The organism is Saccharopolyspora sp. NPDC050642 (assembly GCF_040654735.1).
Classification (GTDB): Bacteria; Actinomycetota; Actinomycetes; order Mycobacteriales; family Pseudonocardiaceae; genus Saccharopolyspora; species Saccharopolyspora elongata.
The window spans coordinates 326,162-344,641 of record NZ_JBFAIN010000005.1 but is presented as its reverse complement, the minus strand read 5'-3'; the positions used below and the strand labels follow the sequence as shown (position 1 = coordinate 344,641).

The following is an 18,480-nucleotide window of genomic DNA, read 5'->3' as shown; positions in this document are numbered from 1 at the left end:
GACCGAGGAGTCGACATGCGACGGTTTCCCGCTGTTTTCGATCTCGTACCGGACCAGGTCGCGCAGGTCGTCCAGCTGGCCGGCCTCGCCCCCTCGCCGCGCAACAGCCAGCCGTGGCGGTTCCGCGTGCTGCCACACGTCATCGAACTGCACGCCGGTCCCTCCCACCAGCTGCCTGCCGATGATCCCGCGGCCCACGACCTGCGGCTGGCCTGCGGCGCTGCGCTGCTGAACCTCCGGCTCGCGCTGGCGCACGCCGGCGTCCGGCCGGTTGTGACGCTGCTGCCGCAGCTGTCGTCCCCGAGCGTGCTGGCGGAGATCCGCAGCGGCGGCCACCAGCGCCCCGATGCCGAGCAAATCGCGCTGTACGAGGCGATTCCGGAACGCCGCACGCAGCGGCGCCCGCTCCAGCCGACCGCCGTCGCGGCCTCGACCCAGCACGCCCTCCGGGTCGCGGCACGCGCCGAAGGCGCCTGGCTGCACCTCGTCCGGACCGCCGAGCACGACGAGCTGGCGGGCTTGCTGCGCCGGCTGCCGGCCGACGCCGAACCCGCGCCACTGCTGGCCGTGCTCTGCACACCGGGCAGCGGTGCGAAGAGCGAACTCGAAGCCGGGCAGGCCTGGCAGCGGGTGTGGCTGACCGCCACCGCGCGCGGGTTGGCCGCCACGCCGCTGCCGCTCACCGAAGGCCAGGGCATCCGCGACGCCCTGAGCCGGCTGCTCGGCGACGCGCCCCATCCGCAGGCATGGCTGCTGATCGGCTACGGCGAGCCGGCTCCGGCGACGCCGCGCCGGGACCCCGGCGAACTGCTCATCGACGCGGTCCCGAACTCCGGCCACGGCTGACCGTCACCGCGGAACCGGTTCGGGCCGCGGCAGTTCGTCGCGGCGCACCCCCTGTCTGAGCCGGTCGGCCAGTTCGTCCAGGAACCAGTCCAGCACCGACTCCGCCGCCTCTACGTCGGCGATCGCGCCCCGGCCCAATGCCTCCTTGCGCGCCCGCCCGGCAATCCGGATCTCCTCGCACAACTGCTCGTACGGGAGGTCGCTGCACCTCGTAAGCAGATCCATTTAAGACCACTCCCGTGGCCATCGAGCGACCGGGAACCCGCGCATGGCGCGAATCCCCGATCCCTCGCCCCCATTTTTTGGTCCCCGAATCGGATCGGGGAAGTCTGCCGATCGACATCTTCGTGCGCACGTGCCCAAACCATATCGCCCGGCGCCAAGTTTTTCCTCACCCATTCGGGGAAATGTTGGAAATTCACCAGCTCGTCGCAGCCAGCGGTCACAAATTGACGACGCCGACCGGAGCCGGCACCGCGGGCCGGGCCGGCGGCATAGGCTGCGGACCGGAACTTGATCATGGCAGGCCACTCGGCAAGGAGTCACGAGGATGACCACCGAAACCTCCGAGCTCTACATCAGCGACGAGTTCACCCCGCTCCGCCAACGGCTGGCCGAGCTCGGCCCGCTGCTGGCCGACCACGCCGACCGCAGCGACGAATCCGGCCGCCTCGCCGACGAGGTGGTGCGGGCCCTGCACGACTCCGGCGTGCTGAAGACCGGCATCCCGCGAGAACTCGGCGGCTACGAGTTCTCGCCCACCCAGCAACTGGAAACGGTCAGACAACTGTCCTATCTGGACGCTTCGGTGGCCTGGACGTGCATGGCGCTGCAACTGGTGACCGGCACGACCGCGGCCTACGTCGCCCCCGACGCCGCGGCGGAGCTGTTCCCCGACGTCGACGGCGGCCGGTTCGCGTTGATAGCAGGGCAGGGCACCCGGCTCGGCACCGCGAAGCGGGTCGACGGCGGCTTCCGAGTCAGCGGCAGCTGGCAGTTCGCCTCCGGCATCGCGCTCGCCAGCCACATCCACGCCGGGGCCTGGTGCGCGGAAACCGAGCAGGCGCTGATCTGCACCTTCCCGAAGGAGCAGGCGACGCTGATCGACAACTGGGACGTGCTGGGCCTGCGCGCCACCGGGAGCATCGACTACACCTGCGAAGACGTCTTCGTGCCCGAGACGCACGCCTTCGACCCCGCCACCACGCGGGCCCACCACGGCGGCGCGGTCTACCGCATCGGCCTGGCCACCCTGTCCGGGATCTCGCACACCGGCTGGGCGATCGGCGTCGGCCGCCGGCTGCTCGACGAGCTCAAGGCCCTGGCCGCCGAGAAGACCGGTGCCCCGAACGCCGCGGTCGACACCCAGCAGTTCCACGCGGAGTACGCGACCGCGGAGAGCAGGCTGCGTTCCGCCCAGGCGTGGGCGAGGCAGGTCTGGGCCGACGTCGAGCAGACCCTGGCGAGCGGCGAAATGCCCAGCACCGAACAGGAAACCCTGGCCCGGCTGGCGCTGAACAACGCGACCTGGTCCGCCCACGCGGTCGGGCAGGCGGTCCACAAGTGGGCGGGCACCGCGGCGCTGCGGCGCGGCCCGATCCAGCGGTTCCACCGGGACCTGGGCACCGGCACCCAGCACGTCACCTCCGGCGCCGTCGTCCTGCAGAACTGCGGCAGGTCGCTCAGCGGCCTGGCCCCGGGAGCCCGCTGGAACTTCCTGACCCTGGAGCCCTGAGCCCCAGCGGTGGGGTGACCCCGGGCGGCGAACGGTTGCGGACTCAACTTGTCCGGGCAACCATCGCCGGGTGGCCCGGGGGTAGGTGATGCGGTGGCCTGCTCCTCCGGAGGGATTTTGGGGAGGCCGAAGAAGCAGGCCACCGGCGGGCGATCGCGGCACCGCGGCTGCATTGGGGGGAGGACCGCGATCACTCCGGGCCAAGGTATGCCCGCGCGGCGCGCGCGGCGCGCCAGGCGTGCGGTCGCGCGTGGCGACGGCCGGAGAACGCCCCCTCACTCGTGCGGGGCGTTCTCCGGCCGGATGCGGCCGCCCGCGCTCCTCGGCGCAAAGCGCTGAGCTGCTCAAATTGATCGATCCGTGCCCAGCGCGCCGCGCCGGATCCCGGTCCGGCCGGCCGTCGCCGCCGAGGCCCGCCCGGCGGCGGCGAACGGCGTTGGCCCAGCGCAGCCCGGTCCTGTCACTCGACCGGGTAGTTCTCACGGGCAGTAGCCCGATCGGACTAGCGGCGGAGCCGGGATCAGAACATCCAGGGCATCTCCTCGTGACCGAAGTCGTGGAAGTCGCCGAACCGCCCGGAGTAGAACGCCAGACCGGCGCCCTCCCGGCAGCGGAGGTTCCGCACGAGCCCGTAGAAGACCCGGTGATCGCCGACGTCGTGCGCGCTGTGCACGTCGCACTCGGCCTGCACCAGGGCGTCCTTGATCATCGGCAGCCCGAACTCGCCGTGCTCGCAGTCCATTCCCTCGAACCGCGCGCCACCGCGGGTGGCGAAGCGGCGGGCGATGGCCTCCTGGCGGGCCCCGAGGATCGAGACGGCGAACCGCCCGGTCCCGGTGACCATGTCGGTGGTCCGCGAGCCCTCGGTGAGCGAGATCAGCAGGATCGCCGGGTCCAGGCAGATCGACGTCAGCGAGCTGATCGTCATGCCGCAGGCCTGGTCCCCGGCCCCGCTGGTCACGATCGCCACCCCGGTGGTGAAGCGGCCCATGCTGGTGCGCATGTCGACCGCGTTCGCCGCTTGGAAAGCTGGCAGGGACATGGCGGACCTACTTGTCGTAGTAGCGGACTTCGAAGGTGACGACGCCCTCGTCGGTGCGCCAGGGGCCGTGCGGCATCCCCGGCGGGCGGCAGGCGTACTGGCCAGCGGAGAACGTCTCGCCGAGCGTCAGGTCGGTGAACGAGCCCTCCAGGATGTACACCTCCTCCCAGAAGTCGTGCTTCTGCACGCCCATCGGGGTCGAGTCGGCGCCGGGCTCGTAGCGCAGGATCCGGGTGGCCACGCCGGACTCCGGGTCCTTGGCGAGGATCCGCTCGGTGATCTTCGGGTCGTCGCCGGGGCAGACCGTGAAGTCGACGTCGCTGACGGGGAAGAACTCGTACTCGGGCTTAGCCATGCTGACCTCTCACACCGTTTCGATCTTGTAGGAACCCAGGAACCGCTCGACGTCCTCGAGCGCCTGCTCGTAGCCGTAGTTCCGGTAGCTGTAAACGCCTTTGACCACGAACGGCGCCCCGGCGTAGAACATCTCGTACTGCTGGTGCCGCCCGGCGAACTCGGATCCGACGATGTCCCAGGCCAGCTTGAAGAGCTTCACGCGCTCTTCCGAGGCCACGCCCGGGGACTGCACGTAGTGCTCGATGTCGGCGGCGGTCACCGGGCTCGTGAGGTCGCGGACGCTCGACGGCAGCTGCAGCACGCCGCCGCCGACGAGGTCGCGGAGGATCGCCAGCACCCGCGGGTAGATCTCGGACTGCAACCCCATCGAGCCGTAGAGCGCGCGCTTGCCCGGCAACCACTGCCCGGCTTCGTCGGGAGCGGCGGTGTACTCGGCGGCGAGCACGGCCGATTCGACGCCGGAGACGAGCGCGCCCAGCTCGCCCAGCTTCTCCTGCACGCTGGGGATCTTGTCCACGCCGTTGACCTGCGTGACGCGGCGGGCGACGCCGGCGATGAACTTCAGCTTGGTGGCGAACCGGATCTGGGCCTGCCAGTTGCCGAGCGCGTGCGCGCCGGTGTCGAAGAACTGGCGGCGCACCCCGGTGGTGTCCCGGTTGACGAAGACGCGCTCCCACGGGATCAGCACGTCGTCGAACACGACCAGCGCGTCCGGTTCGTCGTAGCGGCTGGTGAGGGGGTAGTCGAACGAGCTCGTCGCGGCGGGCGCGTACGGGCGGCGGCAGTACAGCTTGAGCCCCGGCGCGGCGGTGGGGACCACGAAGCCGACGGCGAAGTCCTGGTCGTCGGGCCCGAGCGGCTTGATGCAGGACACGAAGATCTCGTCGGCGATCGCCGCGCCGGTGGCGAGCATCTGCGAGCCGCGGACGACGATGCCCTCCTCGGTTTCCCGCACGACGCCGACCTGCAGGTACTCGCCGTCCCAGCCCGACGCCGTGGTGGCGCGGGAGACCTGCGGCGGGATGATCGCGTAGGAGACGTAGAGGTCCTCCTCCAGCAGCCGCCGGTGGAAGGCTGCGACGTTGGCGGAGAAGTCGCGGTCAACGGAGGCGAAGACCTCGGGGTGGGCGGCGAAGGAGGCGAGGAAGGTGCCGACGTGGTCGGGGCTGCGTCCGACCCAGCCGTGGGTGTGCCTCGCCCAGGTCTCGATCGCCTCCCGGCGCAGGCGGAGTTCCTCCTGGCTGCGGGGAATCCCGAAGGCGCGGTTGGCCGTCGCGCCCGTTTCCGGTGCGGTGTACTGCATTCCGTTCGCCGGGTCGGCGGCGATGTCGAAGAGTTCGGCGACGGTGCGGGCCACCGGCGCGAAGGCCGGGTGGGTGGCGACGTCGACCTGCTCGCCGTCGACGAGCACCACGCGCCCGTCGCGCAGCGATGCCAGGTAGTCGGCTCCGGTGCGCATGATCAGTTCCTTCCAGTCGTGCGGTAGGTGTGGGTGAGCTTTCGGCCGTCGGGCAGCGCGAGTTCGAGATCCCACCGGTCGCCGGGGGTGAACTCGCCGCGCAGCAGCGGCAGGGTGCCGGCGAAGCAGATCAGGTCGCCGTCGTCGTCCCCGTGCCGTTCGGCGTAGATGCCGAGCAGCTCGCGCGGGGTGCGCAGGTTCGCGAGCGTGCCGTCCTGGTAGAGCTCGCCGTCGACCCAGCTGCGGGCCCGGCAGGCGTCCCAGTCGAAGTCCGCCCAGTCCGGGATCTCGGCGACGACCGGCCCGATCGGCTTGGGGCAGGCGCGCTTGGAGTCGCCGACGTCGACGGTCTCCAGCGCCCGGTCCGTGTGGTCGGACCCGATGCCGAGGAAGTACTTCCCGCCGTGCCGCAGGATGACGGGCTCCACCTCGCCGGACGTGTTGGTGGCGGTGATCGGGGTGCTCGCCGCGGTGGAGATGGTGTCCGCCGCGACGCGGTAGAACATCGGGACCTGTTCGGGCGGCGCGACGCCGATCGCGGCGAGCTCGTCGATGTGGTGCCGCACGGCCTTCTCGTCCCGTCCGGTGTACCCGGCGACCAGGGCGTGGAAGTCCCGGAACCGCAGTGGTTCGCCGGATTCCAGCCGGTCCAGGACCAGGACGTCCGTGGAGGCGTCAAGCATGGGGTGACCTTTCCGTTGCATGGCGAGGAGTTCTGGTGATCGGCCCGGTGCCGGGCGATCAGCGCGCGGGCTGCGTCATCGAGTGCAGCGTCGTTCGCAGGTGGTCGCGCACCGCCCGGACCGCGGACTCGGCATCCCCGGCGGCCAGCGCGTCGGCAATGGCGCGGTGCTCGATCAGCACCTGCTTCTTGCGGGCCTGGTCGGCCATGACGATGCGCACGCCCATGCGCATCTGCCGTTCCCGCAGCGAGCCGTAGAAGTCGTTCATCAAGGGGTTCCCCGCCGCGCGCATGATCGTCGTGTGGAACTCCAGGTCGTGCGCGATGAAATCGACCGGGTCGGCGTCCTGCCCCTGGTCCTGCAGGATCCGGTACAGCTTGTCCGGGACCGCTCCGGGTCGCGGCGCGACCTCGTTGACCGACCACTCCTCGACGACGCGGCGGGCCTGCATGACCGCCTCGACGTCGCTGTCCGACAGCGCCGGGATGAACGCTCCCTTGCGCGGCACCCGCCGGATGAAGCCCTCGGCCTGCAACCGGAGCAGGGCCTCCCGGACGGGGGTGCGCGAGATGCCGGACGCCTCCGCGACCTGCGCCTCGGTCAGGAACATCTCCTCGTCGCGGGGCAGCGTGATGATGGTGTTCTTGAGCCACTCGTAGGCCAGCTCGGGTGCCGTGGCCGCGGTGGTCCTCGTCGTGCTCATGAGATTTCCTCCGCCAGGTTCAGCGAACGCGCGCCGCCGGATCTCCCTGCGCCGGCTCGGTCGCGCCGATCGCGGCGAGGTCGACCGACCGGGTTTCGGTGGCGATCAGCGACGCGCCGAGCGAGATGGCGCCCATCACCGCCAGGTAGGCGCCGATGGCGTAGCCGGTGCCGAACGCCGAGTGGAGGGCGATCGCGATGATCGGCGCCAGGGAGCCGGCCAGGACCGACGCGAGGTTGTAGGCCAGCGAGACGCCCGAGTACCGGACCTCGGTCGGGAAGAGCTCCGAGAAGAAGGCGCCGATGACCGCGCTGTAGGCGCTGAAGATCAGCAGACCGCCGACGACGGCGGCGATGACGGCCGCCGGATTCCTGGTGTCCAGCAAGGCGAAGAAGGCGAACGCCCAGCCGATGGTGGCGATCGACGCTCCGATGTAGACGGGGCGGCGGCCGACGCGGTCGGCGAGGATCGCGAACAGCGGGATCGCCGGTAGCGCGACGACCATGCCCACCATCACGGCGTTGAGCCCGGTTGAGCGGTCCATCCCCTGGATCTGCGTGACGTAGGTGATGACGAACAGCGAGAAGATGTAGAACCCGGCGTTCTCCCCGAACCTGGTGAAGGCGGCCAGCAGGATCTGCCGCCAGTAGCCGCGCACGGCCACGCCCAGGGGCATCGGCTTGGGCTCGTCCGCCGCCTGCACGCGCTTCTGCTCGAACAGCGGGGTTTCCGCGACGTAGAGCCGCAGCACCAGGCCGATCACGACCAGCAGGGCCGACAGCCCGAACGCGATGCGCCAACCCCACGACAGGAACGCGTCCTCCGGCAGGATCCCGCTGAGGATGGCGAGAACGCCGGCGGCGAGGAGATTTCCCAGCGGCGGGCCCAGATTCGGCCACGCGGACCAGAAGGCGCGGCGCGTCGAGTCCCCGTGCTCGGACACGAGCAGCACCGCGCCGCCCCATTCGCCGCCGAGGGCGACGCCCTGCACCAGGCGGAGGACGACGAGGATGATCGGTGCCGCTACGCCGATCGACTCGTACGACGGCAAGAACGCGATGAGGAACGTCGAGACGCCCATCAGCATCAGGCTGGCGATCAGCGTCGCGCGGCGCCCCTTCACGTCGCCGTAGTGCCCGAGGATCGCCGCGCCGAGCGGGCGGGCGACGAACCCGACGGCGTACGTGGCGAACGCCAGCAGCGTGCCCACCATCGGGTCTTCCGCGGGGAAGAAGAGCTTGTTGAAGACCAGCGCGGCAGCCGTGCCGTAGAGGAAGAAGTCGTACCACTCGACGGCCGTGCCGGCGAGGCTCGATCCGGCGATCACGGGGAGGCTGGTGTGCGTTCTTCGGCTGCTAGAATTTCTGCTGGCAGTTGCCATAGTCGACTCCTGGGTCGAACCGTCGCGATCTGACGTGCTGCGCATCGCCCGTCTACCTGGCCGTAGACGAATTCGACGAGTGCGCAGATGGTGCTGCCCGGCTCGGTGGTTGTTGGCGCAACCGCCGAGCCTTCTTGCTTCACGCCTCGATTTCCGGCTGTGAAGCCCCTCACTTGAACAAGCGGTGTACTAGTTGTATACGACGGTTTCGCGGTCCGCAAGACTCGTCGACGACTTTTATTCCGTGTGCGTCCTAAGGCTCCCGAGAGGGTATAGTCCGCACACGTCCTTGTACAGGGATGACGGCGGAAGAGGGCCCGTCAGCGCACTTCCAGGGTCCGCGCGTCGAGGAGCCGCCGGGTGTGCGCGTCGAGGGCGGCCGCCTGCTCCAGGTCGACCTCCCGGAAGGTCACCGCGTCGCGGCCCGGCCGGAGCTGGCCGACCTTCCACAGCGACGCGGACGCCACCGTGGCGATCACCGCGAACCCGCCCGACGTGTGGCTGTCCGGGCCCAGGATGGTGAGCACGTCGCCGTAGGCCAGGATCCCGCCGAGCGGGTAGCTCCCGTCGAGGATGTTCGACGGATGGCCGCCGGCGATGTCCCCGCCGGCGCGCGCCCACTGGAACCGGTGCGGGTTGAACCGCACGGCCACGCGATCGGAGCTCAGGTCGCAGCGCCACGCCGTCCCGAGGAACTCGGCGAAGTCCTCCGCCGTCAGGAAGTCCGGGTCGGCGTGCGGGCCGCGGAGGACCTCGATCTCCCAGCTGTCCGAGTAGACCGGCCGCAGCGAGGCCGGCACCCGGCGGCGGCGCTGCGGATCCCCGTCGGGCGCGCCGATCCGCAGGATGTCGGCCCGTTCGAGCGCCCGGCCGTCGTGGCCGCCGATCCCGGCCACCAGGAAGGTCGACTTCGACCCGAACACCGCGGGGACGACGATGCCGCCCGCGATGGCGAGGTACAGCCGGTACCCGGCGCCGCGGATGACGCCGCAGCCGAGCTGATCGCCCGCCCGCACCGGCACCGACTCCCACATGGGGATCGGCTCGCCGTTGAGCGAGACGTCCGCCTCCGGGCCGCACACCGCGATGGTGCCGGCGCACAGCAGGCTCGCCTGGAAGCGGCCGAGGGGGATCTCCAGCGCCGCCGCGCCCGGGCGGTTGCCGACCAGGATGTTCGCCAGGCGGAACGCCAGGTGGTCGACCGGGCCGGACGGGAAGAAGCCCAGCGACTGCCTGCCGAGCCGGCCGGGGTGGTCCTGGACGGTCGTCTGCAGGCCCGGCTCCACGACCTCCAGCGCCTGGGTGGCCGCGTCCTCCGCGCGCGGGGTCACGGGATCTTGACCAGCTCGTGGGCCGCCTGGCGAGCCGCGCGGCGGCGCTCGGTCTCCGCCGCCACCCGCTCGTCCCTGGCGGTGGTGAAGTGCTCCGCCACGGCGTACTCGCCGGGCTCGATGTCGTAGTCGTACCGCCCTTCGAACACCTGCCTGCGCAGTTCGATCAGCTCGGCTTCGCTGGTGCGGAAGAAGGAGATCCGGTCGCAGGGGTAGACGAGGATGGGGTCGATCCGGTGCGCGCGAGGGCGCCGGGTCAGCGCGCTGATCGGGAGCGTCCGGCCGAAGATCTGGTAGGAGCCCGCTGATTCGATCGGGTGTATGACGAGGCACGGCCCGCCGAGAGCGACGGCGCCTTCCGGGGTCCAGCCCCGCGCCGGGTTGTACTTCGGCGCGGACACCTCGGACCGGGGATCCAGCGGCAGCAGCGACGGCAGCCCCGGGTAGAACCCGGTGAAGGCGTTCCACCACTCGGTTTCCAGGATCCGCGCGTAGAAGCTCTCGCGGTCCGGCAGGCCGTTGCACGCCACGATGTAGTCGATGTTGTTGCCGTCGACCACGTTCGGCGCCTCCGGCCGGGTGCTGATCCGGTAGCGGTTCACCGCCTCCCGCGACGCCGAATCGTCGAACGCGATCGGCAACCGCAGCCGACGGCTCGGCAGCACGAGCGACGCGGGCGCGGGCAGGTCCTGGTGGCACGCCTCCAGTTCGGCGACGACACCGGCCTGATCGATCACCGACGGCTCGTAGTGGACGAGGAGGGACCGGAGGCCGGGCACCACTTCGAGGAGCCCGCGCACCGGGTGCGTGTTCAGGCGCCGGGCCGCGGCGTGCACGAAGAAGTTGACCCCGAGGTCGACGGGGAACTGCTGCCCGTACTCGATCAAGACGCCGCGATCACCGGCGGTCCGGTAGGTCGCGCGCAGTCCGCTGGTGCGCAGTTCGGCGGTCGCGATTATCGCTGCCATGAACGACGGCCTCCCGAAATCCCTTGCCTGCTGGGGTGGCTAGCCAGTCTCCACATGCCTGCCGGTGAACGCGATGCACACTTTGTACAGAGATCCGGAGCCCCTTGTCCAGCCCGGCTCATCACCGCTTCCGCCGTGCTAACGTCCGCTGCTCCAGCAGGCCCGCCGCCGGATCCCGGCCCGGCGGGGCGCTCTCCCGCTGCCGAAAGCACTGTTCACTCCCCCATTTTCGGCGCCGACCCGCGCGAAGTCCGATCAGGAGGCACGATGCCGACGTTGACGGTCCAGGCACTCGTCGATAGGTCGGACCTCAACCTGACCGTGGTGGCGGGCGCGGCCGCACCCGCGATGCGGAAGGCGTTGACGTGGGCGCTCATCAGCGAGCTGCCGGACCCTTCGTCCTATGTCGACGGTGGCGAACTGGTGTTGACAACGGGCTCGCGGATCCCGCAGGGTGTGGAGGCCCGGAAGCAGTACATCGACCGGCTGGCCGCGGCGGGCGCCGTCGCGCTCGGATTCGGCACCACCTCCTACTACTCGGACGTGCCCGCGGATCTCGTGGCGGCCGCGGAGGAAGCGGGCCTCCCGCTGCTCTCCGTCCCGGCCGAGACCCGCTTCGGGGCCATCAGCCGCTTCGTGGCCGCCCGCATCTCCGACGAGCGACAGAAGGAGCTGCAGTACGCGGTCGCCGCGCAACGCGACCTCACGCGCGCCTCGCTGTCGCCGTACGCGGCGCGCGCGATGGTCGAGCGGCTGGCGAAGGCCACCCACAGCTGGGTGCTGCTGCTCGACCAGGACGGCGGGCTGCGCGCCGGGGTGCCGGCCGCGCGCATGCACCTGGCCCGGATCCGCATCGACCTGCCCCGGCTGCGGGAGCAGGGCAGCTCGTCGAGCCTGAGCATGACGGTCGCGGGCGAATCCGTGGTGCTGTTCCCGCTGACCGTCCGCGAACGCATCCGGGGCTACCTGGCGGTGGGCCGGTCGACGCAGTTCAGCCGGGCCGAGCAGTCGGTGCTCGCGACGGCCGTGTCCCTGCTGTGCGCAGACCTGCACAGCGCCTGGGGAATCCTCGACAGCCAGCGGCGGCAGCGCCGGGCGGTGTTCCAGACCGCGGTCGCGGGGAACGCCGAGCTGGCGTCGTCGATCGCCGAAGCGCTCGACGCCGACTTCCCCGCGGGGAACCTCCGGGTCGCGCTCCTGGGCGCGCCGACCGGGTACGAGACCGAGCTGCTCGAACACGCGGAGAACGACCACGGGCTGCGCAGCCTGTGCGCGCTGGTCACCGAGTGGGAACGCGGCCGGGTCGTCGTCGTCATGCCGCCCGCCGAAGGCGACATCCGCACGCTGGAGTCGCTGCTGCGCCGGATCCCGCACGCGCGGGGCGCGGTCAGCGATCCGACGCCGCCGCACGAGCTCCCCGAAGCGTGGAAGCAGGTTCGCTCCGTGTTCACCAGCGCGTCGGGCACCGCTGGGAAGCTGGCGCTCGCCAGCGACGTGGTGACGGCCGGCGTGCTGCGGCACCTGAACAACGCCGAGGCGCGCGGCTGGGCGGAAGCGCTGCTGGCGCCGCTGAGCGACAAGGCCCGGAACTCGAAGATCGACCTGCGGCACACGTTGCGGACGTTCCTCGCGAACAACGGGCAGTCGGACGCGTCGGCCTCCGCCCTCGGCATCCACCGCCACACGCTGCGGCACCGGATGGGCAAGGTCGCCGAGGCGCTGGGCCGCGACATCGACGACCCGACGACGCGGGCGGAGCTGTGGCTCGCGCTGCAGCTCGACGACCAGCTCTGACCAGCACCGACCGGTTCCGGCGCTCCAACCTGGCGAGGTTCGCGCGGGCGTTGTCCAGAATGCGCACTGCCTCCCGAGGCGGCGGCCGAACAAGATCTGAGGCGCAAGTCACGCCGAGATCGGCACGGTGAGCCAGGAGGCACCAATGGGCACGTCGCTGCATCCCCCGCAGCTGATCACGAACTCCCGGACCCTCTACCTGGTGTGGGTTCCGGCGGATCCGGACGCCGTCGCGACACTCGTCCCCGAGGGCCTCACCCCCGCCGGCGACCGCTCCTGCTACATCAACCAGTACGTGGTCGACGGTCCCGACCAGACCTCGGCCGTCGGCGCGGAGACCTTCGGGTCGTACTCGCTGACCTACCTCGGCGCCAACCTGTCCGGCCTGGACACCGAGGCCGGGGTGCCGGGCCGCTGGTGGACCCACTACTACAACAGCTCCGACGTGATGACCCGCTACGCCCGCGAGCACGGCGTGCCCACCGGCGAGAGCGGCCGCACCGTGCTGGCGCTCGACGACGACGTCCTCGTCGCGACCACCCACGTCGGCGGCAGGCCGGTCATCCGCACCACGGCGCGGGTGCGGGTGGGCACGCCCCAGCGGGTCGCCGGGCAGCTGCGCTACATCACGCGGCGCGACGAGGAGTTCGTCAGCGGGCGGTACCCGTACGTCGCCGACGTCGCCGAGGAGTTCGAGGTGCTGTCGATGGAGTTCCTCGCCCCGGACCACCCGACCTACCTGCTGCGGCCGGCCGATCCGCTGACGGTCACGTTCGGCTTCTACGCACCTTCCATGACGTTCTGCTACCCCGGCGGCGAAGGGCCGCTGGGCTCCGAGCACGGCAGTTGATCCAGCCAGAAAACCCCTGCACGGCAACGAATCGCTGAGGAGCGACCTATGGCGCTGCTGGAACGCGCGCAGTGGTACGACATCGCGCGCAACACCGAGTGGACCCCGCGGTACGTGACGGTGGACGAGCTCTTCCCGCCGGAGCTCAGCGGCGGCGAGGGCCTGCCCGACGAGGTGTGGTCCACCTACGACGAGCCCTACAAGATCAGCTACCGCGAGTACGTGGACGTCCAGCGGCAGAAGGACGCGGGCGCCTACTCGGTGAAGGCCGCGCTGGAACGGGCCGACCTGTACAACAAGGCCGACCCCGGCTGGATCTCCATCCTCAAGGAGCACTACGCCGCGGTGGCGCTCGTCGAGTACGGCGCCTCGTTCCAGGAAGCGCGCTTCGTGCGCTGGTCCAAGGCGCCGGGCATGCGCAACATGGCCACCTTCGGGATGCTCGACGAGATCCGCCACGGCCAGATCCAGCTGTTCTTCCCGCACGAGTACGTGAACAAGGACCGCCAGTTCGAGTGGTCGCACGCGGCCATGTTCACCGACAACTGGGTCACGCTCGGCGCGCGGCACTTCTTCGACGACGTGATGATGACCCGCGACGCCCTGTCCACGTCGATCTTCGCCAACTTCGCGTTCGAGACGGGCTTCACGAACCTGCAGTTCATCGGCCTGTCCGGGGACGCGGCGAACGCGGGCGACTTCACCTTCGCCAAGCTCATCCAGAGCATCCAGTCCGACGAGGCCCGGCACGCGCAGCTCGGCACCCCGCTGCTGCAGATGCTGATCGAGAACGGGCAGAAGGCCGAGGCGCAGAAGAAGATCGACATCGCCTTCTGGCGCTCCTACCGGCTGTTCACCATCCTCTCCGGCATCCCGATGGACTACTACGTGCCGCTGGACGTGCGTGGCGAGTCCTTCAAGGAGTTCATGCAGGAGTGGATCGTCACGCAGTTCATGCGATCCCTGGAGGACCTGGGCCTGTCCAAGCCCTGGTACTGGGACATCTTCCTGCGCGACATCTCCGAGCACCACCACGGCCAGCACCTCGGCACCTACTCGTGGCGCCCCACCCTCTGGTGGAACCCGGCCGCCGGTGTCAGCCCCGACGAGCGGGACTGGCTGGAGCAGAAGTACCCCGGCTGGAACGACACCTTCGGCAAGGTGTGGGACGTCCTGATCGACAACTTCGCCAACGGCCGCACCGAGAAGACGGTGCCGGGCACCCTGCCGGTCATCTGCAACGTCTCCCAGCTGCCGATCGTCGGCACCCCTTCCCAGACGCTGCGCGACATCTCGATCGTCCACGAAGGACGCCGCTACCACTTCGCGTCCGAAGTGGACAGGTGGATCTTCGAGGACGACCCGGAGCGCTACCGCCACCACAAGAACCTCGTCGACCGGTTCCTCGGCGGCGACATCCAGCCCGCCGACCTCGGGGGCGTCCTGGAGTACATGGGGCTGGGCACCGTCGGCCCCGGCGGCGATGACGCGCACGGCTTCGCCTGGGTCGACACCTACCGCAACAAGCTCTCCAACGTCGGCTGACCGGCGCATCGAGGAGGTCCAGTCATGGCAGTCATCCCGTTGGCGGCGAACTTCGCCGGCGACTTCGTCATCAAGCTCCTCCCGGTCGACTCCGGGAACACGATGGACGAGGTGGCCGCGGCCGCCGCCGCGAACTCGGTCGGCATCCACGTCGCCGATCAGCCGGGCCGCGTGCTGCGCGTCCGCAAGCAGGGCGCCGAAGCTCCGTACGGACGCGACACCACGGTCGCCGACGCGGCGCTCGAACCGACCGAGTGCATCGAAATCTACTTCGAGTGAGGAACCCCCGATGAGCGACACCGATCCCATCGTCGACCCCGTCGGCCCGGTCCTCCAGTCCGGCGAGGTGGCCCGCGCGGTCGCCGACGCCGCGGTGATCGACAACCCCGGGCGCCGCGTGGACATCCGGGACCGCGGCTCCTACGTCCGCATCGAGGTCGAGGGCGGCGAGTGCTTGCTGCACCGCGCCACGATCGCCGAGGAGCTCGGCCGGCCCTTCAAGATGTCCGAACTCGAACTGATCATGCCGTCGTTCGTCGGCCGGATCGACACCGGCAGCGACGTCTACCGCTTCTTCCACACCTTCGAGCAGGCGACGAGCCCCAAGCCCGGGGAGGCCCACGCATGAGCGCACCGATGAAACCACTCAAGACCTGGGGCCACCTGGCGGCCCGGCGCCGCAAGCCCAGCGAGTACGAGATCGTCTCCACGAAGCTGCTGTGGCACACCCGGGACGCCGAGCAGCCCTGGGACGTCGGGCACACCGGCTTCATGGCCGACTTCTATCGGAAGTACCGCAACCAGAGCCCGATCACCCACCAGGACTGGGACGGCTTCCGCGACCCCGACGAGCTGGTCTACCGCACCTACAACATCCTGCAGGACGGCCAGGAGACCTACGTCGAAGGTTTGCTCGACCAGCACAACTCCGAGGGCCACGACAAGGGGCTCACCCCGGAGTGGACCGCCGCGCTCGTGCAGCTCTACACGCCGAGCCGCTACCTGCTGCACACCATCCAGATGGCCAGCGCGTACCTGGTGCACATGGCGCCGGCCAGCACGATCGCGAACTGCGCCGCGTTCCAGGCGGCCGACTCGCTGCGCTGGCTGTCCAATGTGGCCTACCGGACGGCGGAGCTCGGGCTGGCGCACCCCAGCATCGGGTTCGGCGACCGCGAGCGGGAGCTCTGGGAGGAACTGCCCGTCTGGCAGGGCTTCCGCGAGCTCATGGAGCGGCAGCTCACCACGTTCGACTGGGCCGAGGCCTTCGTCGCGCTCAACGTCGTCGCCAAGCCGGCTTTCGACGAGGTGGTGCTCAGGCAGCTCGGCCTCAGCGCGCGCCGGCACGGGGACACGCTGCACGCGCTGCTGGCGGAGGCCGCGCTGCGCGACAGCGAGCGCTCGCGCCGGTGGACCTCGGCGCTGGTCGCGCACATGTCCGAGGTCGACACCAACCTGCCGCAGCTCACCGAGTGGGTCGCGAGGTGGCAGCCGCTGGCGGACGCCGCGATCCGGGCGTACGGCGAGGAGATCCCGGAGAACGCCGAGGCGGCCGACAACGCCATCGGCGCGGTGAAGGCGTTCCAGCGACAGCTCGGACTGGGCAGCTGACAACGATGGAGACCCTTGTGGAGCACCAGATCTCGGTGGCGGGCACCGACATCGGCTTCGGCTGCGCGGAGGGCGACACGCTGCTGCGTTCCGCCCTCCGCGCGGGGCTCTCGCTCAGCTACGAGTGCAACAGCGGTTCCTGCGGGAGCTGCCGCTACGAGCTCGTGGAAGGCGAGATGCGCGACCGCCGCCCCGACGCGCCCGGCCTCAGCGACCGGGATCGCCGGAAGGGCCGCCGCCTCGCCTGCCAGAGCGAACCGCTGTCCGCGTGCTCGGTGCGCATCGGGGTGGGCGCGGAGCCCGCGATCCACCGCCCGGTGCGGCAGACCGCGCAGCTGCGCGAGGTCCGGCCGCTCACCCACGACATGTCCGAGTTCGTCTTCGCCACCCCGCGGCCGGCGGCGTTCAGCCCCGGGCAGTACGCCATGATCACGCTGCCGGACGGGCGGGTCGAGCGCGCCTATTCGATGAGCAACGTCGGGAACTGCCACGGGAACTGGCGCTTCGTCGTCAAGCGCTCCCCCGGCGGCGCGGCGACGTCCGTCCTCTTCGAGCTGGAGGCGGGCGCGACGGTCGGGCTCGACGGCCCGTACGGCAATGCCCACCTGCGCGACGACGACCGGCCGATCGCGTGCGTCGGCGGCGGCTCCGGGATCGGCGCGATGATCAGCATCGTCCTCGGGGTGGCGGCGCTGTCCGACGCGGGCGACCGGACCGTCCACCTGTTCATCGGCGGCCGGACGGCCGACGACGTCGTCGTGCCGCCCGCCCTGGAACTCGCCGCGCGCCGCATCGGCGCGCTGCACATCCACACGGCGATGTCCGAAAAGGACAGTCTGCCCCGGGGGACCGGCAACGCGTTCCGGGGATTCGTCCACGAGGCGGTCGTCGCCGAAATCGGGAGCGCCGTCGCGGACTTCACCTTCTACGCGGCCGGCCCTCCGGCCATGACGGACGCGCTGGCGAGAGCGCTGGTCCTCGAACGAGGCGTGGACGCGGACCGGCTCCACTTCGACCGGTTCTGCTGAGAAGGAGGCTGGAGACTCATGGGATTCGTACGGGTGTGCAGCCTGGACGACGTCTGGGAAGGCGAGATGGAGGCCTTCGACGTGGGCGACAAGGAAGTGCTGATCGCGCACCTCGACGGCGGCGACGTCGTCGCCACCCAGGCGATCTGCCCGCACCAGCAGATCGAGCTGGTCGAAGGGGAGCTCGACAAGGCGACCCTGACCTGCAAGGCGCACCTCTGGCGGTTCGACCTGACGAGCTGCGAAGGCATCAACCCGGGCCACGCGCGCCTGGCCCGCTACCCGGTCAAGGTCGACGGCGACGACGTCTACGTCGACCCGGACGGCGACACCCCGAAGGTCGCCCATTCCTGAAAGTCCGGCAGGTGGGCTGCCGCTTCAACGACGAGACCCGGGTTCTGAAGGGAACGAGGAACGAACGATGGTTGCCATCAACTGCGACATGGGCGAGGCCTACAGCATCTACCGGTGCGGCGACGACGAGGGCATCATGCCCTACATCACCGTCGCGAACGTCGCCTGCGGATTCCACGCGGCCGACCCCGTCGTGATGCGGAAGACCGTCGCGCTGGCCAAGGAGCACTCCGTCAAGGTCGGGGCGCACCCGTCCTTCCCCGACCGCGACGGGTTCGGCCGCCGCGAGATGAAGATGGGCCGCGACGAGCTCACCGCGTCCGTCATCTACCAGGTCGGCGCGCTGGCCGCCTTCCTGGCGGCGGAGGACATGCCCCTGAACCACATCAAGCCGCACGGCGCGCTGTACGGGCTGGCCTCCCGCGACGAGGAGGTCGCGGGCGCCATCGCGGACGCCGCCGAGGTCTTCGGCGTCCCGCTCATGGGCATGGCGAACACCATGCACGAAAAGGTGTGGGGAGCGCGTGACGCGGGCTTCATCGCCGAGTACTACACCGATCTCGACTACCGCGACGACGGCTCGCTGATCATCACCCGCGAGCACGCCGCCTACGACCCGGCCCTCGCCGCGGAGCGCTCGGTGCGCGCCGTCACCGAGAACGTCGCGACTTCCGCGAGCGGCAAGGACATCCCGATGCGGGCGGACTGCATCTGCATCCACTCCGACACCCCGGGCGCCGTGGACCTCGCGAAGGCGGTCCACGAAGCCCTCAAGCCCTACCTCACCTGAGCG

Annotated in this window: 20 protein-coding genes; 11 read left to right on the top strand and 9 right to left on the bottom strand. The window is 70.4% G+C overall.

Translation table 11 applies throughout. The features are described 5' to 3' along the window. Positions 1 to 15: 15 nt before the first annotated feature. Positions 16 to 846, top strand: a complete 831-nt coding sequence (locus AB0H93_RS12090) for a nitroreductase (RefSeq protein ID WP_358571377.1) — start codon at positions 16 to 18, stop codon at positions 844 to 846. Between the two features lie 3 nt (positions 847 to 849). On the opposite strand, the gene AB0H93_RS12085 is transcribed toward AB0H93_RS12090, so the two are convergent. Beyond that, positions 850 to 1,071: a hypothetical protein gene (locus tag AB0H93_RS12085; protein WP_358571375.1), complete on the bottom strand. Its 222-nt coding sequence runs from the start codon at positions 1,069 to 1,071 to the stop codon at positions 850 to 852. Positions 1,072 to 1,396: 325 nt separating this feature from the next. On the opposite strand from AB0H93_RS12085, the gene AB0H93_RS12080 reads away from it, so the two are divergent. Then, positions 1,397 to 2,581, top strand: a complete 1,185-nt coding sequence (locus AB0H93_RS12080) for an acyl-CoA dehydrogenase family protein (RefSeq protein WP_358571373.1) — start codon at positions 1,397 to 1,399, stop codon at positions 2,579 to 2,581. Between the two features lie 520 nt (positions 2,582 to 3,101). On the opposite strand, the gene AB0H93_RS12075 is transcribed toward AB0H93_RS12080, so the two are convergent. The 8 genes from AB0H93_RS12075 to AB0H93_RS12040 all read right to left on the bottom strand — a co-directional run bounded on the left by AB0H93_RS12075 (position 3,102) and on the right by AB0H93_RS12040 (position 10,505). Then, on the bottom strand, positions 3,102 to 3,623 hold the full coding sequence (locus tag AB0H93_RS12075; protein ID WP_358571371.1) for a flavin reductase family protein: 522 nt from the start codon (positions 3,621 to 3,623) through the stop codon (positions 3,102 to 3,104). Between the two features lie 7 nt (positions 3,624 to 3,630). After that, positions 3,631 to 3,978: a cupin domain-containing protein gene (locus AB0H93_RS12070; protein ID WP_358571369.1), complete on the bottom strand. Its 348-nt coding sequence runs from the start codon at positions 3,976 to 3,978 to the stop codon at positions 3,631 to 3,633. A gap of 9 nt (positions 3,979 to 3,987) precedes the next feature. Then, on the bottom strand, positions 3,988 to 5,439 hold the full coding sequence (locus AB0H93_RS12065; RefSeq protein WP_358571367.1) for a 4-hydroxyphenylacetate 3-hydroxylase N-terminal domain-containing protein: 1,452 nt from the start codon (positions 5,437 to 5,439) through the stop codon (positions 3,988 to 3,990). Between the two features lie 2 nt (positions 5,440 to 5,441). After that, the gene (locus AB0H93_RS12060; RefSeq protein WP_358571365.1) at positions 5,442 to 6,122 is read right to left on the bottom strand and encodes a DUF2848 domain-containing protein; all 681 of its coding nucleotides are present in this window, start codon (positions 6,120 to 6,122) and stop codon (positions 5,442 to 5,444) included. A gap of 58 nt (positions 6,123 to 6,180) precedes the next feature. Continuing rightward, positions 6,181 to 6,825 (bottom strand): GntR family transcriptional regulator, encoded by a 645-nt coding sequence (locus tag AB0H93_RS12055; protein ID WP_358571363.1) that lies wholly within the window; start codon positions 6,823 to 6,825, stop codon positions 6,181 to 6,183. Between the two features lie 19 nt (positions 6,826 to 6,844). Further along, positions 6,845 to 8,152: an MFS transporter gene (locus AB0H93_RS12050; RefSeq protein ID WP_358571361.1), complete on the bottom strand. Its 1,308-nt coding sequence runs from the start codon at positions 8,150 to 8,152 to the stop codon at positions 6,845 to 6,847. A 374-nt stretch (positions 8,153 to 8,526) separates the two neighbouring features. After that, positions 8,527 to 9,537 (bottom strand): hypothetical protein, encoded by a 1,011-nt coding sequence (locus tag AB0H93_RS12045; protein ID WP_358571359.1) that lies wholly within the window; start codon positions 9,535 to 9,537, stop codon positions 8,527 to 8,529. After that, positions 9,534 to 10,505 (bottom strand): carboxyltransferase domain-containing protein, encoded by a 972-nt coding sequence (locus AB0H93_RS12040; protein ID WP_358571357.1) that lies wholly within the window; start codon positions 10,503 to 10,505, stop codon positions 9,534 to 9,536. The genes AB0H93_RS12045 and AB0H93_RS12040 overlap by 4 nt, the downstream gene beginning before the upstream one ends. A gap of 267 nt (positions 10,506 to 10,772) precedes the next feature. Here AB0H93_RS12040 and AB0H93_RS12035 point away from each other — a divergent pair, with 267 nt between their 5' ends. From AB0H93_RS12035 to AB0H93_RS11995, 9 genes are all read left to right on the top strand, one after another. Beyond that, positions 10,773 to 12,299, top strand: a complete 1,527-nt coding sequence (locus AB0H93_RS12035; protein WP_358571355.1) for a PucR family transcriptional regulator — start codon at positions 10,773 to 10,775, stop codon at positions 12,297 to 12,299. A 145-nt stretch (positions 12,300 to 12,444) separates the two neighbouring features. Continuing rightward, entirely contained in the window at positions 12,445 to 13,149 is a 705-nt protein-coding gene (locus AB0H93_RS12030; protein WP_358571353.1) for a hypothetical protein, read from the top strand. Between the two features lie 48 nt (positions 13,150 to 13,197). Continuing rightward, positions 13,198 to 14,694, top strand: a complete 1,497-nt coding sequence (locus tag AB0H93_RS12025) for a YHS domain-containing protein (protein WP_358571351.1) — start codon at positions 13,198 to 13,200, stop codon at positions 14,692 to 14,694. Between the two features lie 24 nt (positions 14,695 to 14,718). Next, positions 14,719 to 14,973 carry a toluene-4-monooxygenase system B family protein gene (locus tag AB0H93_RS12020; protein ID WP_358571349.1) on the top strand — a complete coding sequence of 85 codons (255 nt, stop codon included), beginning with the start codon at positions 14,719 to 14,721 and terminating at the stop codon, positions 14,971 to 14,973. A 10-nt stretch (positions 14,974 to 14,983) separates the two neighbouring features. Further along, positions 14,984 to 15,322 (top strand): MmoB/DmpM family protein, encoded by a 339-nt coding sequence (locus tag AB0H93_RS12015; RefSeq protein WP_358571347.1) that lies wholly within the window; start codon positions 14,984 to 14,986, stop codon positions 15,320 to 15,322. Next, positions 15,319 to 16,305, top strand: coding sequence for a toluene monooxygenase (locus AB0H93_RS12010; RefSeq protein WP_358571345.1), 987 nt, complete (start codon positions 15,319 to 15,321; stop codon positions 16,303 to 16,305). The genes AB0H93_RS12015 and AB0H93_RS12010 overlap by 4 nt, the downstream gene beginning before the upstream one ends. A gap of 5 nt (positions 16,306 to 16,310) precedes the next feature. Next, the gene (locus AB0H93_RS12005) at positions 16,311 to 17,333 is read left to right on the top strand and encodes a 2Fe-2S iron-sulfur cluster binding domain-containing protein (RefSeq protein WP_358571343.1); all 1,023 of its coding nucleotides are present in this window, start codon (positions 16,311 to 16,313) and stop codon (positions 17,331 to 17,333) included. 18 nt (positions 17,334 to 17,351) lie between these two features. After that, positions 17,352 to 17,687 carry a Rieske 2Fe-2S domain-containing protein gene (locus tag AB0H93_RS12000; protein WP_358571341.1) on the top strand — a complete coding sequence of 112 codons (336 nt, stop codon included), beginning with the start codon at positions 17,352 to 17,354 and terminating at the stop codon, positions 17,685 to 17,687. A 67-nt stretch (positions 17,688 to 17,754) separates the two neighbouring features. Next, the gene (locus tag AB0H93_RS11995; RefSeq protein WP_358571339.1) at positions 17,755 to 18,477 is read left to right on the top strand and encodes a LamB/YcsF family protein; all 723 of its coding nucleotides are present in this window, start codon (positions 17,755 to 17,757) and stop codon (positions 18,475 to 18,477) included. Positions 18,478 to 18,480 lie beyond the last annotated feature (3 nt).